12 protein-coding genes are annotated in these 17,048 nt (G+C 72.9%); 7 read left to right on the plus strand and 5 right to left on the minus strand.

Features of this window, described 5'->3' with window-relative positions:
* The first annotated feature begins 127 nt into the window (after positions 1-127).
* From ABZ738_RS04115 to ABZ738_RS04125, 3 genes are all read left to right on the plus strand, one after another.
* Positions 128-1,162, plus strand: a complete 1,035-nt coding sequence (locus ABZ738_RS04115) for a lactonase family protein (RefSeq protein ID WP_357210796.1) — start codon at positions 128-130, stop codon at positions 1,160-1,162.
* Positions 1,163-1,307: 145 nt separating this feature from the next.
* On the plus strand, positions 1,308-3,071 hold the full coding sequence (locus tag ABZ738_RS04120; protein WP_357210798.1) for a substrate-binding domain-containing protein: 1,764 nt from the start codon (positions 1,308-1,310) through the stop codon (positions 3,069-3,071).
* A gap of 209 nt (positions 3,072-3,280) precedes the next feature.
* The gene (locus ABZ738_RS04125; protein WP_131055794.1) at positions 3,281-4,768 is read left to right on the plus strand and encodes a sugar transferase; all 1,488 of its coding nucleotides are present in this window, start codon (positions 3,281-3,283) and stop codon (positions 4,766-4,768) included.
* A 10-nt stretch (positions 4,769-4,778) separates the two neighbouring features.
* Here ABZ738_RS04125 and ABZ738_RS04130 read toward each other — a convergent pair whose 3' ends face one another.
* On the minus strand, positions 4,779-5,906 hold the full coding sequence (locus ABZ738_RS04130; RefSeq protein WP_176095078.1) for a PP2C family protein-serine/threonine phosphatase: 1,128 nt from the start codon (positions 5,904-5,906) through the stop codon (positions 4,779-4,781).
* A 98-nt stretch (positions 5,907-6,004) separates the two neighbouring features.
* Between ABZ738_RS04130 and ABZ738_RS04135 the strand changes: the two genes are divergently transcribed.
* Positions 6,005-6,562 (plus strand): MarR family winged helix-turn-helix transcriptional regulator, encoded by a 558-nt coding sequence (locus ABZ738_RS04135; RefSeq protein ID WP_131055790.1) that lies wholly within the window; start codon positions 6,005-6,007, stop codon positions 6,560-6,562.
* Between the two features lie 10 nt (positions 6,563-6,572).
* Here ABZ738_RS04135 and ABZ738_RS04140 read toward each other — a convergent pair whose 3' ends face one another.
* A complete protein-coding gene (locus ABZ738_RS04140; protein WP_357210801.1) occupies positions 6,573-8,228 on the minus strand; it encodes a PP2C family protein-serine/threonine phosphatase in 1,656 nt (551 codons plus the stop codon).
* 135 nt (positions 8,229-8,363) lie between these two features.
* Positions 8,364-9,623, minus strand: coding sequence for an ROK family transcriptional regulator (locus tag ABZ738_RS04145; RefSeq protein ID WP_357210803.1), 1,260 nt, complete (start codon positions 9,621-9,623; stop codon positions 8,364-8,366).
* Positions 9,624-9,672: 49 nt separating this feature from the next.
* Here ABZ738_RS04145 and xylA point away from each other — a divergent pair, with 49 nt between their 5' ends.
* From xylA to ABZ738_RS04160, 3 genes are all read left to right on the plus strand, one after another.
* Complete coding sequence (xylA, locus tag ABZ738_RS04150) at positions 9,673-10,860, plus strand: xylose isomerase (RefSeq protein ID WP_131057701.1); 1,188 nt, start codon at positions 9,673-9,675, stop codon at positions 10,858-10,860.
* Between the two features lie 9 nt (positions 10,861-10,869).
* The gene (gene xylB, locus ABZ738_RS04155) at positions 10,870-12,288 is read left to right on the plus strand and encodes a xylulokinase (RefSeq protein ID WP_357210806.1); all 1,419 of its coding nucleotides are present in this window, start codon (positions 10,870-10,872) and stop codon (positions 12,286-12,288) included.
* A 347-nt stretch (positions 12,289-12,635) separates the two neighbouring features.
* The gene (locus ABZ738_RS04160) at positions 12,636-14,060 is read left to right on the plus strand and encodes an MFS transporter (RefSeq protein ID WP_357210809.1); all 1,425 of its coding nucleotides are present in this window, start codon (positions 12,636-12,638) and stop codon (positions 14,058-14,060) included.
* A 209-nt stretch (positions 14,061-14,269) separates the two neighbouring features.
* Here the strand turns inward: ABZ738_RS04160 and ABZ738_RS04165 are convergent, their stop codons facing one another.
* Positions 14,270-15,928, minus strand: coding sequence for a glycoside hydrolase family 13 protein (locus tag ABZ738_RS04165; RefSeq protein ID WP_176095991.1), 1,659 nt, complete (start codon positions 15,926-15,928; stop codon positions 14,270-14,272).
* Between the two features lie 60 nt (positions 15,929-15,988).
* Positions 15,989-17,023 (minus strand): LacI family DNA-binding transcriptional regulator, encoded by a 1,035-nt coding sequence (locus tag ABZ738_RS04170; RefSeq protein WP_131053603.1) that lies wholly within the window; start codon positions 17,021-17,023, stop codon positions 15,989-15,991.
* Positions 17,024-17,048 lie beyond the last annotated feature (25 nt).

Here is a 17,048-nt window from a genome sequence, read left to right on the forward strand (position 1 = left end):
GCGGGCCGGGGCCGGGCTGCTCCGGGACGGACCGGAGGTCCGTCGCGGATTCCAGGTCTAACCGGCCCGCATCGGGGCAAGGCTTCTGGTGAGATCGACACGACATTCGGCAGGGAGGCGGAACACGGTGGCGGTTCAGGGCGAGATCGTGCACATCGGCGGCTACACGGCGTCCAGCGGCGGCCGGGCCACCGGCATCGTCGCGGCCCGCCGGGATCCGCACACCGGCGACCTGACGTCGCTGGGCACGGTCGCGGTCACCGCGTCGCCGTCCTTCCTCGCCCGCCACCCCCGACTGCCGATGCTGTACGCGGTCAACGAACTACCCACCGGCGAGATCAGCGCCTGGCGGGTGGGGGCCGACGGAGAGCTGGACGCCGCCGGCACTCAGCCGACCGGTGGCGCGGATCCGTGCCACCTGGCAGTCACGCCGGACGGCGGGCATCTCGTGGTGGCCAACTACAGCAGCGGCAGCGTGACGGTGTTCCCGCTCGACGCCGACGGTGTCCCGGGCGCGCGTACCGACGTGGTGGCCCACCAGGGGCACGGGCCGGATCCCGAGCGGCAGGAGCAGGCGCACGCCCACATGGTCGTGCCCGGCACGGACGGCGCACCGCTGTTCGCCGTCGACCTGGGCACCGACTCGATCTACCGGTACGACCTCGACGCGGCGGGCGCACTGTCGCCCCGGGGCGCCCGGGTACGGACCGCCCCGGGGGTGGGGCCGCGGCACCTGGCCCGGCACCCGGACGGCCGGCGCTGCTACGTCTCGGGCGAGTTGGACGGCTCGGTCCTCACGTACGAGGTGACCGGCGACGGTGGGCTCCAGGAACTCGGTCGGGTCGAGGCCAGCAGCAGGGGCGGGCACGTACAGCCGTCGGAGATCGCCGTGGGTGCCGACGGGCGTTTCCTCTACGTCGCCAACCGGGGAGTGGGCACGATCACCGTCTTCGCCCTCGGCGCGAAACTTCCGGAGCAGGTCGCCGAGGTGGACACCGGCGGCGAGTGGCCGCGCCACTTCGTCATCATCGGCGAGCACCTCTATGTCGCCGACGAGCGGGCGGATATGGTACGCATTTTTCTCCTCGATCGGGAGACCGGCGTACCGGCGCCACTGGGGGAGCCGCTCGTGGTCGCGAGCCCCACTTGCGTTCTGCCCTGATCGTGGGCCTGAGACATAGATGCATCCACATTGCGCCGTGGCTTCGTCACGCAAAGTTATCAAATCGAGGGAAACTGTTTCTCCTCTGTAACTTTCGACCGAACGGCCATGGCAGTCCACCGGCGGGATACGCAAGATGGTCTGCGTGTCAGCAGGCCGCCATCGCATGCGTTCAGGTTTTCACGGCGCCGCCGCCGCGGCGGCGGTCGGCGTTCTCGTCGTCACGGCCGGGGGGTGGGTCGGCTATCGCCAACTCGCGGGTCAGGACTGCTCGGGCAAGATCGAGCTGTCCGTCGCCGTGGCCAACGAGCTCGCTCCCGCGGTGGACCAAGCGGCCACCGAGTGGGAGGAGAAGGGTGCCGCCGTCGAGGGGACCTGCATCGACGTGACGGTCTCGGCGGCCGACCCGGTCGAGGTGGCGGCGGTGGTGGCGGCCAAGCACGGCGCGACCCTGGCCGGCGTCGGCCAGGCCAGTGGCACCGCGGTGAGCCCCGATGTCTGGATCCCGGACTCCTCCACCTGGCTGCTGCGGCTCAAGACCGGTGGCGCGGCGGCCTTCGAGCCGGGCAACGGGGCGTCGATCGCCAGCAGTCCGGTGGTCGTCGCGATGCCCGAGCCGATCGCCGCCCGGCTGGGCTGGCCGCAGAAGGAACTCGACTGGACCCAGTTGCTGGCCCGGGTCAACAGCGACCGGCCGCTGCGGACCGGGATCGTGGAGCCGACCCGGGACGCCGCCGGGCTGTCCGGCCTGCTGTCGCTGATGACCGCGGCGTCGTCCACCGGTGGTGCCACCGCCGAGCAGGACCGGGTCGGCGCGTTGCGGGCGCTGGCGTCGGGCGCCTCGGCGCTGCGTCAGGACCTGCTCGCGAAGTTCCCGACCTCGACGGACAACACCACGCTCGCCAGTGCGCTCGGTGCGGCGGCCCTCTCCGAAGAGGACGTCATCCAGTACAACGCCCGCAAGCCTCCGGTGCCGCTGGCGGCGCTCTATCTCAAACCGGCGCCGCTGCCGTTGGACTATCCGTACGCGGTACTGCCCGGTATCGATCCGGCCAAGGCGTCCGCCGCCCGGGTGCTGTTCGAGGCGCTGACCACCTCGTCGTTCAAGGACAAGCTGGCCGCGCAGTCGCTGCGCGGGCCGGACGGGAACTGGGGGAGCGGCTTCGCCGCCCCGCAGGGCGCGCCCTCTCCGGCCGGTGGCGACGCCTCCGCAGCGCCCCCGCCGCAGGGCGGGGTGGCCGCCGGCGGACTGGCGCCGGACGCGGTGGAGCGGGCGGTGTCGAGTTGGTCGATCGCGACCCTGTCCGGCCGGATGCTCTGCATCATCGACGTCTCGGGCTCGATGAAGAAGACCGTGCCGACGGCCAACGGGGCAACCCGGCAACAGGTCACCATCGAGGCGGCCCGGCGCGGCCTGAACCTCTTCGACGACTCCTGGTCGATCGGGCTGTGGGTGTTCTCCACCAAGCTGGCCGGGTCGCGGGACTACCGCGAGCTGGTGCCGATCGGGCCGCTGTCACGGCAGCGCGGCACGCTGGAGCGGGGACTGGACACGGTCACCTCGTCCAGCGGTGACACGGGGCTGTACGACACGCTGCTGGCCGCCTACAAGGACGTCCAGCGCAACTGGGAACCGGGCAAGGTCAACTCGATCGTGCTCTTCACCGACGGCAAGAACGAGAACCCGGACGGCATCTCGCAACGTGATCTGCTCGCCGAGCTCGATCGGATCAAGGACCCGGAGCAGCCGATCCAGGTCATCATCGTGGGTATCGGCACCGAGGTGAGCAAGTCGGAGCTGGACACCATCGCCGGGGCAGCCGGTGGCGGGGCGTTCATCGCCGCCGACCCCACCAACATCAGTGACATCTTCCTCAGGGCGATCGCCCTGAGGAAGGCGCCGGCCTGAGCGAATGCACAGGGACGGGGTCTGCGGTACCGGAGAAAGCGGTACGACAGGCCCCTTTCCGGTCGTCCTCCACCCCGGAAAGTGACGGCAATACGTCCGAAGCAATCGGCCGTCATAGTTATCAAGGCAGGATGTTCTCGTGCACCGGCAGATCTGGCCTCCGTCCCGGCCGGTCCCGGGCCGTCTCCGAGCGAAGTGTGGGAGGGCTGGTGACCTCGGCGACGCTGTTGACCCCCGCCAGATCGTCATCGCGATCGGGTGACACTCCGCCATCGAGCGGGTCGGTGCGTGGCGACCAGCGGACGTACGTCCGTTCCCTGGTCGTGCTGGACGCCACCGTCCTGTCCGTGGCGGTGCTCATCGGTTACGCGGCTCGATTCGGCGAATCCGTGCCACGTGGTACCCACGTGCCCTACGTCCTGTTCGCGCCGGCCCTGGTGCTGGCCTGGTTGGTCTCCCTGAAGGTCCTGCGCTGCTACGACGACCGGGTGGTCGGCTACGGCGCGGACGAGTACCGGCGGGTGAGCATGGCCAGCCTCCGGCTGGCCGGCGCCGTCGCGATCCTCGGGTACGTCGCCGACGTCGGCGTGTCCCGTGGCTTCCTGGCGATCTCGTTCGCGGTGGGCACGATCGGGCTGGAAGTGGCCCGGTTCGCCGCGCGCAAACGTCTGCACCGAGCCCGGTCGCGGGGGACGGGCTGGTCTCGGCGGGTGCTGGTGGTCGGTGACACCGCACACGTGTTGGAGCTGGTGCACACGCTGCGCCGCGAGCCGTACGCCGGCTACCAGGTGGTCGGCGCCTGCATCCCGGACGCACTGTTGGCTCCGGTGGCGCAGCGGCTCGGTGACGTGCCGGTGGTCGGCTCGTTCCGGGGCATCCCGGAGGCCGCCGACGCCATCGGTGCGGACACGGTCGCGGTCACCGCCTGCGGGGAGCTGACCGCCACCCGGCTGCGCCGGCTCGGGTGGCAGCTGGAGGGAACCGGCATCGACCTGGTGCTGGCCCCGGCGCTGACCGACGTCGCGGGCCCGCGCATCCACACCCGCCCGGTCGCCGGGCTGCCCCTGATCCACGTGGAGGCACCCGAGTTCCGTGGGGTGCGCAAACTGGTCAAGGGGCTGGTCGACCGTTCGGTCTCGCTGGTGGCGCTGACCCTGCTGCTGCCGCTGCTGGCAGCCATCGCGCTCGCGGTGAAGGTGAACAGCCGGGGGCCGGTGCTGTTCCGGCAGACCCGGGTGGGTCAGGGCGGGCGTGAGTTCGGCGTCTTCAAGTTCCGCACCATGGTGGTGAACGCGGACGCCCTGCTGGCCGAGTTGACCGTGCGCAACGAGACCGACGGCCTGATGTTCAAGATGCGGGACGACCCCCGGGTGACCCGGGTCGGTCGGCTGCTGCGCAAGTGGTCCCTGGACGAGCTTCCCCAGTTGGTCAACGTGCTGCTGGGGCAGATGAGCCTGGTCGGGCCCCGGCCGCCGCTGCCGTCGGAGGTGGCCCGCTACGACGGCGACGTGGCCCGCCGTCTGCTGGTCAAGCCCGGAATGACCGGTCTCTGGCAGGTCAGCGGCCGGTCCGACCTGAGTTGGGAGGACGGCATCCGGTTGGACCTCTACTACGTGGAGAACTGGTCGCTCGCGGCCGACCTGACCATCCTCTGGAAGACCTTCGGCGCGGTGATCAACAGTCGGGGCGCGTACTGACCCGAGGTGGCTACGGCTGCGGGCCGGTCCAGTCCAGGCACACCACGACCGCGTCGTCGGTCAGGTCGCCGGCGACGAAGGCCCGCAGATCGCCGAGGAGGGAACGGACCGCGTCCAGCGGAGTCATCGGCGCGGTACGGCGCAACATCCGGTCCAGTGCGGTCTCGCCGTACCGGATGTTGCGCCCGGTGGCGTCGATCACCCCGTCGCTGATCATGAAGAGGCGGTCGCCGCGCTGGAGCTGGATGTACTGCTCGACGTAGGTCGTCCCCTCGAACATGCCGAGCGGGAACTGCGCCTCCAGCGGCTGCACGGTGACCTGGCCGGCCCGCAGCAGCACCAGCCGGGGCGAACCGGCGTCGACGGCGGTGAGCAGGCCGGTCCGCAGGTCGAGTTCGAGCAGCAGGGTGGAGAGATGTTGCTCACCCCGGTGCAGGTCGTAGATCGCCTGGTCGGCCAGGGTCGCCTGGTCGGCCAGCGGGATGCCGGCCCGTCGGGCGTTGCGCAGTGCGCAGGTGGCCAGCGTGGTGAGCATCGAGGCGGCCACCCCCTCGCCCATCCCGTTGATCGTCGCGGTCCAGACCCGCTCACCGTCGTCGGACCAGTCGAAGCTGTCGCCACGCACCGCGTACGCGGGTTCGAGCTGGCCGGCCAGGCTGAACGAGGGCCGGGTGCGGCTGCGCCCGGGGAGGAGTTCCCACTGCACCTCGGCCGCGAGCGTGAGCCGTCGGGTACGCCGGGCGATGCGGTACACGTCGGTGCCGGGGTCGACCGCGGTCAGCTCGTGGGCCAGGGACGTGGCGATCTCCAGCAGCTCGCCCAGCAGCCCGTCGTCGGCCAGCGGCGCGACCCGGAGCACTCCGCGCCGTTCACCGCGCATGTTGACCGGCAGGTAACCGGTGCCGTCCGCGTACACCGGGGTCTCGTGGTCGAAACAGCGCCAGGCGGGGTGACCGGGGCTGGTCACCTCGTCGCCCCCGGTGAGCGGGAGCAGCGCGGCCAGGCGGTAGTCGACCTGGAGCAGCTCGGTCTCGGTGATGCCGTACTCCCGCTCCAGCAGCTCCGCGACCCGCCGGACGAGCAGGTCTGCCGGGGCCGCCGTGAGTGTGGCACGGGCCTCGTCGACCGGCTCGCTCATCGTCTCTCCTTGATCACAAGCCCATGCGGCGACAGAATCGGAGTACGCTCAGGCCCACCATGGCGGAACTGCATGGTCCACCGGGACCTGAGACGAGTATGGCTGCCGAGCTGGATACCGCGGCAGGCGCCCTGCTGACCGTCTGGGACGGTGCACGGGAACGAACGGCCAACCGGATCTCCACCGCCCAGCTGCGAGCCGTCATGCTCGTCGAACGGCAGGACGGGATCAACCTGCGCCGGTTGGCCGCCGGGCTGGACATGCTGCTCTCCTCGGCCAGCCGGCTCTGCGACCGGCTGGTCGCCGCCGGGATGCTGGAACGCGAGCCCGGCCGTGCCGACCGCCGGGAGATCTCGCTGCACCTCACCGCCGAGGCCCGCCGGCTCCTCGCCGAGCTGCGCGAGGACCGCCGTCAGCATCTGGCCACGATCCTCGCCGCGATGGCCCCGGAGGCCCGGGAGGCGTTGCTGCACGGGTTGCGCGAGTTCGACGCGGCGGCCCGGGCGCGGGTGATGCGGCCGGTGTCGCCGCTGGTGCCGCAGCAGGAGACGCACCCGGAACAGCTGCCGGCGGGGCTGACCGCCGTGGAGCACGTCGCCGAGCCGCCGGCACGGGGCTGGTCCGCGGGGGAGACCTCGGTCTCCCGCACCGCCTGACCGGCGGCGCTCAGCCGTGCCCGGCCGGGCCCACCGCCAGCATCGCCACGTCGTCGTGCCGGTGCCCGCCGCACCACTCGTCGACCAACCGGAGCACCCGGTCGACCAGCGCCGACGGTGACGACCCGGCGACCTCGACCAGGGCCCGGTGCAGCCGCCGCTCGCCGAACATCTCGGTGCCGTGCGGCCCGCCCCGGGCCTCGGTGACCCCGTCGGTGCGGGCCAGCAGCAGCTCACCCGGCCGCAGGCGGATCTCGGCCTCGTCGAACCGCGCCCCCGGCACCGCACCCACCGGCATGCCGCCCACCTGGACCGGGGTCACCGTCCCGGCAGCGTCGACCAGCAGCGGCGGCGGGTGCCCGCCGCCGGCCACCCGTACCCGTAGCCCGCCGTCCGGCTCCGGATGCAGCGCGCCCAGCAGCAGGGTGGTGAACTGGCCGCGACGGGTCGCGTCCGGGATGTCCAGCAGAGCCCGGTCGAGCAGGGCGAGCAACTCCCGGGGCCGGTGTTCGACCAGCCGCAGCGTCTGCAACGACTGCCGGACCCGGCCGGTCAGCACGGCCGCGCCGACGCCCTTGCCGCTGACGTCGCCGAGGGCGAACAGCGCGCCCCCGTCGGTCGGGAGCACGTCGTAGAAGTCACCGCCGATGCGCAGGCTGTCGCCGGCCGCCCGGTACCCACCGGCGAGCCGTACGCCGCCCACGGCGGGCAGGTCCGGCGGGAGCAGGCTGTTCTGCAGGACCCGGGCCAGGTGGATCTGCTCGTCGTAGAGCTGCGCGGTGGCCAGGGCGGCACCGGCTCGGGCGGCGAACTCCCGGACCAGCTCGACGTCGCGCCGGTCGAACCCGTCACGTGCTCCGGTCCGCACCAGCACCAGCGCGCCTGCCGTCCGCCCGGCCCCCGGCATCGGGCTGACCAGCAGCGTCGCGGCCGGATCGAGGTCGTCGGGGATCAGCGGCCCGGCTCCGCCGCGCTCGGTGACGGGCCAGGGCCGTGGGACGCCGGTCTCCCCGTCGAGCGCCTCGACCAGCCCGGGTACGGCGCTGACCGCGTCCCAGCCGGCGGCGCCGAGGGTCGGCGTCGATCCGTGGCCGGAGTGCCGGATCCACTGCGGTTGGTACTCGACCGTCCCGCTCGGCAGGTACACGACCAGGGCCAGGTCGGCGAGGTACGGCACCGGCAGCGTCGCGGCGGCCTGGAGCGCCTGCTCGCGCTGTAGCGCCAGGCCGAGACGGCGGCCGGCCTGGGCCAGGAAGTCGGTACGCCCCCGCTCGGTCCGCAGCGCCTCGGCGCGCTGATGGTCGTCGGTGACGTCCCGTACGTACCACGCCGACCGGTCACCGGCCAACGGGCGGCGGATGCCCCGGAGCCGCCGGTCCCGGTGCTCACCCTCGACGTCGTCCGCGCCGGTCGCGTACGCCTGCGACAGCATCGTCACCGGGGATCCGGGCAGGGCGACGCCCGGGTGCAGCTCCGGCAGCAGCGCGCTGGCCGTGGCGTTGACCAGGAGAACCTGCCCGACGCTGTCGGCGATCAGCACCGCCTCGGCGAGCCCGTCGAGGAGTTCCCGCGCGAGATCCGGGTCCACCGAGGGGGCGGAGCCGAGGCGGCCGGCTCGCCCACGGCCGGTGGCGCCGGCGGCCGGGCCCCGTCGGGTCCTGGTCACCGGCGGTCGCCCTGCGCCACGCGCTGTCGACCTGTACGCATGCCGGTGCTCTGCTCCTCGGGTCCACGGGTTTGTTGCCTGGGGGCAAGGGTACCGAGGTCCTCCGAGGGCCGTCCGTCCAGGAAAGCCGGGGGTCTAGAGCCGGGCCAGCCATCCGGCGGGGCGGGCGATGATCCGGCGCACCACCGAGCCCGCCGCGCCCACCGCGGCGGCCGTGGCGCCGAGGGTCGCCGGTCGTACGGTCACCGGTGACCAGGCGGCGGTGAGTACCCGACGTTCGATCTCGGCGAGCACCGGCGGCCGGATCCAGGGGGCGAGCGGGGCGTAACCGCCGCCGAGTACCACGGTGTCCAGGTCCAGCAGGTTGATCACGCTCGACACGGTGATCCCGATGGCCGTACCGGCCTCGTGCAGCGCGTGCCGGGCGGTGGGCTCACCGGCCTCGGCGAGTTGGGCCAGCCGCACCGATGCGGTGTCGGCCGGCAGGTCGGCCCCGGCCAGGCCGGCGGCGGCGAGGATCGCCTCCTGTCCGGCGTAACGCTCCAGGCAGCCCCGCCCGCCACACCGGCAGGGCGGTCCGTCCGGCCGGACCGGGATGTGCCCGATCTCGCCGCTCCAGCCCCGGACGCCCCGGAACAACGCGCCGTCGAGCACGATCCCGGCACCGATGCCGACCTCGCCGGAGAGGTGCAGGAAGCTGCCCGGTCCGGCGCCGGCGTGCAGTTCGCTGAGCGCGGCGAGGTTGGCCTCGTTGTCCACCACCAGCGCCGGTACGCCCTCGACGGTCTCGGTGAGCGGCGGGAGCGCGGCCAACAGTTCCGGCACCGGCACGTCGCGCCAGCTCAGGTTCGGCGCGAGGCGGACCCGGCCGGTGTCGTCGACCAACCCGGGTACGCCGAGGGCCGCGCCGGCCAGGGTGAGGCCCTGGGCGTCGGCGTCGGCGCGCGCCTGGGCGGCGAGCCGGGCCAGCCGGGCCAGCGCGTCGGTGGGGGAGACCGGGCGCAGGTCGGCCCGGTGCACGGTGTGGTGCCGGACCTCGCCGGAGAGGTCGACCACGCAGGCGGCCAGGTAGTCGACGTTGATCTCCAGCCCGAGCCCGGCCGGGCCGTCACCGGCGAGCACCAGGCCACGGGCGGGTCGCCCGGCACCGGCGCGTGGCGTCGGCTCGGCCTCGGTGACCAGTCGACCGGCGACGAGGTCCTCCACCACGGCCGAGACGGTGGCTCGGGTCAGCCCGGTCTCGGCCGCCAGCGCGGCCCGGGAGGGCGGGCGGTCGGCCGCGGCGATCCGGCCGAGGACGAGGGCGAGGTTCAGCTCACGCAGGCTGCCCTGGCGTACGCCACCGGCCGGGGCTGCGAGTCGGGTCACCCCTTGACACTGCCACATCGCAGCCATTTAATTCAACCACTGAACAAATAGCGGACGACACCACCGGAGGTCTGTAATGGCATCCCGTCCCACCCCCGCCGACAAGTTCTCCTTCGGCCTCTGGACGGTCGGCTGGCAGGGCCGAGACCCGTTCGGTCACGCCACCCGACCGGCCCTGGACCCGGTGGAGTCGGTGCACCGGCTCGCCGAACTGGGCGCGTACGGCGTCACCTTCCACGACGACGACCTCGTGCCGTTCGGTGCGGACGCCGCCGCCCGCGACGGCCAGATCGCCCGGTTCCGCAAGGCGCTCGACGAGACCGGCCTGGTGGTGCCGATGGTCACCACCGACCTCTTCCAGCAGCCCGTCTTCAAGGACGGCGGCTTCACCAGCAACGACCGCGACGTCCGGCGGTACGCGCTGCGCAAGGTACTGCGCAACGTCGACCTCGCCGCCGAGCTGGGCGCACAGACCTTCGTGATGTGGGGCGGCCGGGAAGGCGGCGAGTACGACGTCGCCAAGGACGTTCAGGCCGCGCTGGACCGCTACCGCGAGGCGGTCGACCTGCTCTGCCAGTACGTCGTCGACCGTGGCTACGACCTGCGTTTCGCGCTGGAGCCCAAGCCGAACGAGCCGCGCGGCGACATCCTGCTGCCGACCGTCGGGCACGCGCTGGCCTTCATCTCCACGCTCGCCCACCCCGACCGGGTCGGCGTCAACCCGGAGGTCGGCCACGAGCAGATGGCCGGGCTGAACTTCGTGCACGGCATCGCCCAGGCGCTCTGGCAGGGCAAGCTGTTCCACATCGACCTCAACGGCCAGCGCGGCATCAAGTACGACCAGGACCTGGTCTTCGGCCACGGTGACCTGCTCAACGCGTTCGCGCTGGTGGACCTGCTGGAGCACGGCGCCCCGGGTGGCGGCCCGGGGTACGACGGGCCGCGCCACTTCGACTACAAGCCCTCCCGCACCGAGGACATGGACGGGGTGTGGGTCTCCGCCGCCGCGAACATGCGGACCTACCTGCTGCTCAAGGAGCGGGCCGCGGCGTTCCGGGCCGACCCCGAGGTGGTCGAGGCACTGGCCGCCGCCAAGGTCGGCGAGCTGGGCGTACCGACCCTGGGCGAGGGTGAGGGCTACGCCGAGCTGCTCGCCGACACCAGCGCGTTCGAGGGCTACGACGTCGACGCGGCCGGCGCCAAGGGCTTCGGCTTCATCCGGCTCAACCAGCTCGCCGTCGAGCACGTGCTCGGCGCGCGCTGAGGCGACGGCATGCCGCTCGTCGCGGGGGTGGACTCCTCCACCCAGTCCTGCAAGGTGGTCGTCCGGGACGCGGACACCGGTGACCTGGTCCGCCAGGGCCGGGCCCCGCACCCGGACGGCACCGAGGTCGACCCCTCGGCCTGGTGGTCGGCCCTCCAGGCGGCGATCGACGCCGCCGGTGGGCTGGACGACGTCGCCGCCGTCTCCGTCGCCGGCCAGCAGCACGGCATGGTCTGCCTGGACGAGTCGGGCGAGGTGGTGCGGCCGGCGCTGCTGTGGAACGACACCCGCTCCGCGCAGGCCGCCGCCGACCTGGTCGAGGAGGCCGGCGCCGGTACGGCGGGCCGGCAGTTCTGGGCTGACGCGGTGGGCAGCGTGCCGGTGGCGAGTTTCACCGTCACCAAGCTGCGCTGGCTGGCCCGGCACGAGCCGGCCAACGCCGACCGGGTGGCCGCCGTCTGCCTGCCGCACGACTGGTTGACCTGGCGGCTGTCCGGGTCGTCCGACCTGGCGGCGTTGCGGACCGACCGCAGTGACGCCAGCGGCACCGGATACTGGTCGCCGGCCACCGGCGAGTACCGCCCCGACCTGCTGGAACGGGCGCTCGGCCGGACGGTACGGGTGCCGACCGTGCTGGGTGCCGCCGAGGCGGCCGGCGCGCTGCCCGGCGGTGCGCTGCTCGGACCCGGCGCGGGGGACAACGCCGCCGCCGGGTTCGGGGTCGGCGCCGGACCCGGCGACGTGGTCGTCTCGATCGGCACCTCCGGCACCGTGTTCAGCGTCGCCGACGCCCCGGCCGCCGACCCGACCGGGATCGTCGCCGGCTTCGCCGACGCCAGCGGCCGGTTCCTGCCGCTGGTCTGCACCCTCAACGCGGCCCGGGTGCTGGACGCCGCCGCCGGGATGCTGCGGGTCGGCTTGGACGAGTTGGCCGAGCTGGCGCTGGCGGCACCGCCCGGTGCGGACGGGCTGGTCCTAGTGCCGTACCTGGAGGGTGAGCGGACGCCGAACCGGCCGCTGGCCACCGGGGCGGTGCACGGGCTGACCCTGGGTACCTCGACCCCGGCCCACCTGGCCCGGGCAGCGGTGGAGGGCCTGCTCTGCGCGCTCGCCGACGGGCTGGACGCGCTGGCCGCCCACGGGGCGACCGTCCGGCGGGTGATCCTGGTCGGTGGTGGGGCCCGCTCCGCCGCCGTCCGCTGGATCGCCGCCCAGGTCTTCGGCAGCCCGGTGGTCGTCCCACCCCCCGGCGAGTACGTCGCCGACGGGGCCGCCCGCCAGGCCGCCTGGCTGGCCCTCGGCGGTGCGGAACCGCCGTCGTGGTCACCGTCCGGCACCGAGGAGTACGCCGCCGAGCCGGTACCGGCCATCCGGGAGCGTTACGCCGAAGCCCGGGAGCGTCACCTGGACCGCCTGACGGCCGAATAGCGCACGCGTTCCGGGCCGGGGTGCGACACCGCCCCGGCCCGGATCCCGCCGCCCAAGGTCGTGCTCGCCCTAAGGTCGTGCTCGCCCTAAGGTCGTGCTCGCCCTAAGGTCGTGCTCGCCCCAAGGTCGTGCTCGCCCCAAGGTCGTGCTCGATCCAGGATCGAGTGGTCATTGCGGCGCCGGGATGCCACTCGATCCAGGATCGAGCGTGATCTCGGCAAGGCGGGGCCGCACGGTCGTCGGGCCGCGCGGATCGGTGGCGCGGGTTCGGACCGGTCCGCCGTCGCGGTGACGGGATGGGTGGACCCGGTGACCAGGCCGATATCCTTTCCTGGTTGGCTGCCGGCATGACCTTGCGCACGGGCCGATCCGCGCGGGTGTGGGGCGGGAGCGCCACGCACCGGATCTACAGCGTCGTGGTCTTCGTGCTGCTCGCCTCGCTGGACAACGTGGCGATCGGGCTGGTGCCGCCGCTCTACGGCGCGATCGCCGACTCCTTCGCGGTGCCGCAGCGCCTGCTCGGCCTGGTCACCGCGATCAGCTTCCTGATCAGTGCCGTCGCGGCGGTCGGCTGGGCGTATTTCGGGGACCGCACCAACCGCAAGCCACTGCTCATGATCGGCACGCTGATCTGGGCGGTCGGCACCGGCGGTAGCGGTCTGGCCGACAACTACCCGACGTTCCTCGCCGCGCAGTTGCTGGCGGCGATCGGGCTCGGTGCGGTCGGATCGGTCGGCTTCTCGGTCGTCACCGACCTGATCTCGCCCCGCCGCCGTGGCCTGGTGATGAGCTTCTGGGGACTCTCCCAGGGCATCGGCACGCTGGCCGGCACGCTGGTCGGCGGGCTGCTGGGCGCGGCCGACTGGCGACGCCCGTTCCTCCTGCTCACCGTCGTCGGCCTGGCTGCCACCGCGGCGTACCTGTTCACCTACGACATCCGGCGCGGGCAGAGCGAACCGGAACTGGCCGCCGCGCTCGCGAGCGGCGCCGAGTACGACCACCGGATCAGCCGCTCCGACCTGCCGGTCATCCTCGGACGGCGGACCAACCGGTGGCTCGTCCTGCAGGGCCTCACCGCACAGGCCGCGTTCGGTTCGCTGGTCTGGCTGCCGGTGCTCTTCACCGAGCGGGCACGCGACCAGGGCTACTCACCGGCGACGGCGATCGTGGTGGGCAGCGTCTTCGCCACCCTGTTCCAGCTCGGCGGCGTGTTCTCCATCGTCGGCGGTCTGATCGGCGACGCGCTGCAACGGCGTACGCCCTCCGGCCGGGCCCTGGTCGCCGCGGTCGGCATCCTCGCCGCGGTCCCGCTCTACCTGGTGCTGTTCTTCGTGCCGATCCGCATCGACGTGCCCGACGGCGCCGGTACCGGCGCGGTGGTGGCGGCGGTGGTGGGCAGCGTGTTCACCGAGCCGACGGTCGGGCTGAGCCTGCTCACCGCGCTGCTGGCGTTGGCGTTGACGTCGGCGAACTCACCGAACTGGTTCGCGTTGATCGCCGACGCCAACCCGCCCGAGCACCGGGGCACCGTCTACAGCCTCGGCAACCTGGTCAACGGGGTGGGGCGGGCGGCCGGCAACGGGCTGGTCGGCGTGGTCTTCCACGCTCTGCGGGCGGCCTTCCCGCCGCCGCTGAACTACGCCGTCGGGCTGGCCGCGTTCCAGCTCTTCTTCATCCCCACCGGGATCATGTACTGGTTCGCCGCCCGGACGTCGCCCAAGGACATCGCCGACGTCCGCGACCTGCTGCACACCCGCGCCGAAAAGCTGTGACAGATGTAAGGAAGGGCCCCTTGTTAACGCCTCGTGCATAGCAAGGGCCCCCTGTTAACAGCAGCCGCCAGCCGGCGAGCCCTACCCGAGTATCCCCGGGAGGGCGGCGCCCGGCCCGCCGCAGCACGCGGCGGGCGGTGTTAACAAGGGGCCCTTCCTCTACCTCAGGCGTTAATAAGGTGCCCTTCCTTGCACCGGACCTACGTCGGTCAGGGGGTGTGGAGCCAGACGGTGACGTCGGTGGGGAGGGAGCCGTCCTCGTTGAGCGGGGCGCTGCTGTGCAGCACCTCGCCGTCGGGCACCGGCACGGACTCCGGGCCGAAGTTGGTCGAGACGACCAGGTCGCCGTTGCGGAAGGTCAGCACGTCGTCGCCGGAGGAGAGCCACTCCAGGGTGCCCCGACCCAACCCGTGCGTACGCCGCAGCCGCAACGCCGTGCGGTACATCTCGTACGTCGAGCCGGGCACGTCGCGCTGGCGGTCCCGGGCGTACTCGGCCCAGACCGGCGGCTGCGGCAGCCAGCTCGCGTTGGTGGGCCCGAACCCGTACGACGGGGCGTCGGCCTCCCACGGGATCGGCACCCGGCAGCCGTCGCGGCCCCGCTGGGTGTGCCCACTGCGTTCCCAGGTCGGGTCCTGCCGGGCCTCGTCGGGCAGGCTGGTGTGCTCGGGCAGACCCAACTCCTCGCCCTGGTAGAGGTAGGCCGAACCGGGCAGACCGAGCATCAGCAGGGTGGCCGCCCGGGCACGGCGCAGCCCGAGCGCAGCGTCCGGCTGCTCGTCGCCGACGCCGATGCCGTTGGGCCGGGCGGTGCCGACCGGCAGCCCGAGCCGGGACGCGTGCCGGACCACGTCGTGGTTGGAGAGCACCCACGTGGTGGGTGCGCCGACCGCGTCGGTGGCCTCCAGAGACCGGGTGATCACCGCGTACTGGGCGGGGGCGGTCCAGGAGGCGACCAGGTACTCGAAGTTGAACGCCTGGTGCATCTCGTCGGGGCGGACGTAGCGGGCCAGCCGCTCGGCCGGCTCCACCCACGCCTCGGCGACCAGGACGCGTTCCCCGGGGTAGCCGTCCAACAGCCGCCGCCACTCCCGGTAGATCTCGTGTACGCCGTCCTGGTCCCACATCGGCGGGCGGGGCTTGTCGGCCTCCTGCCCGGAGAGGATCTCCTGCGGCTCCCGCCAGTCGGCGAGGTCGGCCTGCTTGACCAGCCCGTGCGCGACGTCGACGCGGAAGCCGTCCACGCCCCGGTCCAGCCAGAACCGCAGCACGTCCAGGAACTCGGTGCGTACCTCCGGTGCGTCCCAGTTCAGGTCGGGCTGGGCGGTGTCGAACAGGTGCAGGTACCACTGCCCGTCGGGGACCCGGGTCCAGGCCGGTCCGCCGAAGACGCTCTGCCAGTCGTTGGGCGGCTCGGTGCCGTCCGGGCCCCGGCCGTCGCGGAAGACGTACCGCTGCCGTTCGGGGCTGCCCGGCGCGGCGGCCAGGGCGGCCTGGAACCACCGGTGTGCCGACGAGGTGTGGTTGGGCACCAGGTCGACGATCACCCGCAGCCCCCGGGCGCGGGCCTGCGCGATCAGCTCGTCGGCGTCGGCGAGCGTGCCGAACAGCGGCTCCACGTCCCGGTAGTCGGCCACGTCGTAACCGGCGTCGGCCTGCGGCGACGGATAGAACGGGGAGAGCCAGACCGCGTCGACCCCCAGTTCGGCGAGGTGGTCGAGGCGGGCGGTGATTCCCGGCAGGTCGCCGATCCCGTCGCCGTTGGCGTCGGCGAACGAGCGCGGGTAGATCTGGTAGATCACCGCCTCGGTCCACCAGCCCGTGATCGGGGCGGAGGGCGTGGTCTGCTGCGTCGCGTTGTCGTTCAGGACGGACTCCCGTAATCGAGCCGGCCCGGCGGGTCGCCGGACGACGATGGTGACTGGTCGTTAGTGTGCCCGCGCCGGTGCGGTCGATTCCCGCACGACGAGCCGAGTGTTCAGGATCACCGGCGACGTGGCCCGGTGCGGTCCGGGCTGCCGGGGCGGTCCGGCGAGCGGGTCGAGCAGCAGTTTCGCGGCCAACCGGCCCTGCTCGGCGGCGGGCTGGGCGATGGTGCTCAGCCCGAGCACCCCGGCGAGCGCGTGGTCGTCGATGCCGATCACGCTGACGTCCTGGGGTACCCGCAGGCCGGCGTCGCGTAACGCGGTCAGCGCGCCCATCGCCATCTCGTCACAGGCGGCGAAGATCGCGGTGGGCGGGTCGCCCCGACGCAGCAGTTCCTCGGTGGCCCGGGTGCCACCGGCGATGTCGAACCGGGACTCCACGTCGAGGCTCGGGTCGGGTGACAACCCGGCGGCGCGCAGCGCCTCCTGATAGCCCCGGCGCCGGTCCAGGTGCGCGGTGAAGGCGAGCTCGTCGTCGGGGTCGCCGGAGATGTGGGCGATGCGTCGGTGGCCGAGGTCCAGCAGGTGCCGGGTGGCGGTCCGCGCGGCAACCACGTCGTCGATGCGTACGCAGGGCCAGCCCGGTACGTCGGTGCCGGAGCTGACGGTCACGCCGGGCAGGTCGAGTGCGGCGAGGGCGCTCAGCTCGGGTGCCCGCAGCGGGGTGGCGACCAGCATCACCGCGTCCACCCGTTTGTGCAGGTTGGCGGGGTGCAGCAGCCGTTGCCGGTTCTGCTCCCGGCCACCGAGGTTGTGCAGCAGCAGGTCGTAGCCCGCCTGGTGCAGGAAGTCCTCGACCGCTTCGACGACGACGCCGAAGAACCACCGGGTGATCCGGGGGACGACCACCGCGACGGTGCCGGTACGTCCGCCGGCCAGCCGGGAGGCGCTCGGCGACACGGCGTACTGCAACTGCTCGGCGGCGGCCAGCACCCGGTGTCGCGTGGCGGCCGACACGGTCGGCAGTCCGCGTAGTGCCCGGGAGACGGTGGCCGTGGAGACTCCGGCCAGCCGGGCGACGTCGTCGATCCTGGTCACGCTTACCCCGCTCATGTCCCGGGTG

Source organism: Micromonospora sp. NPDC047793, from assembly GCF_040642635.1.
GTDB lineage: Bacteria > Actinomycetota > Actinomycetes > Mycobacteriales > Micromonosporaceae > Micromonospora.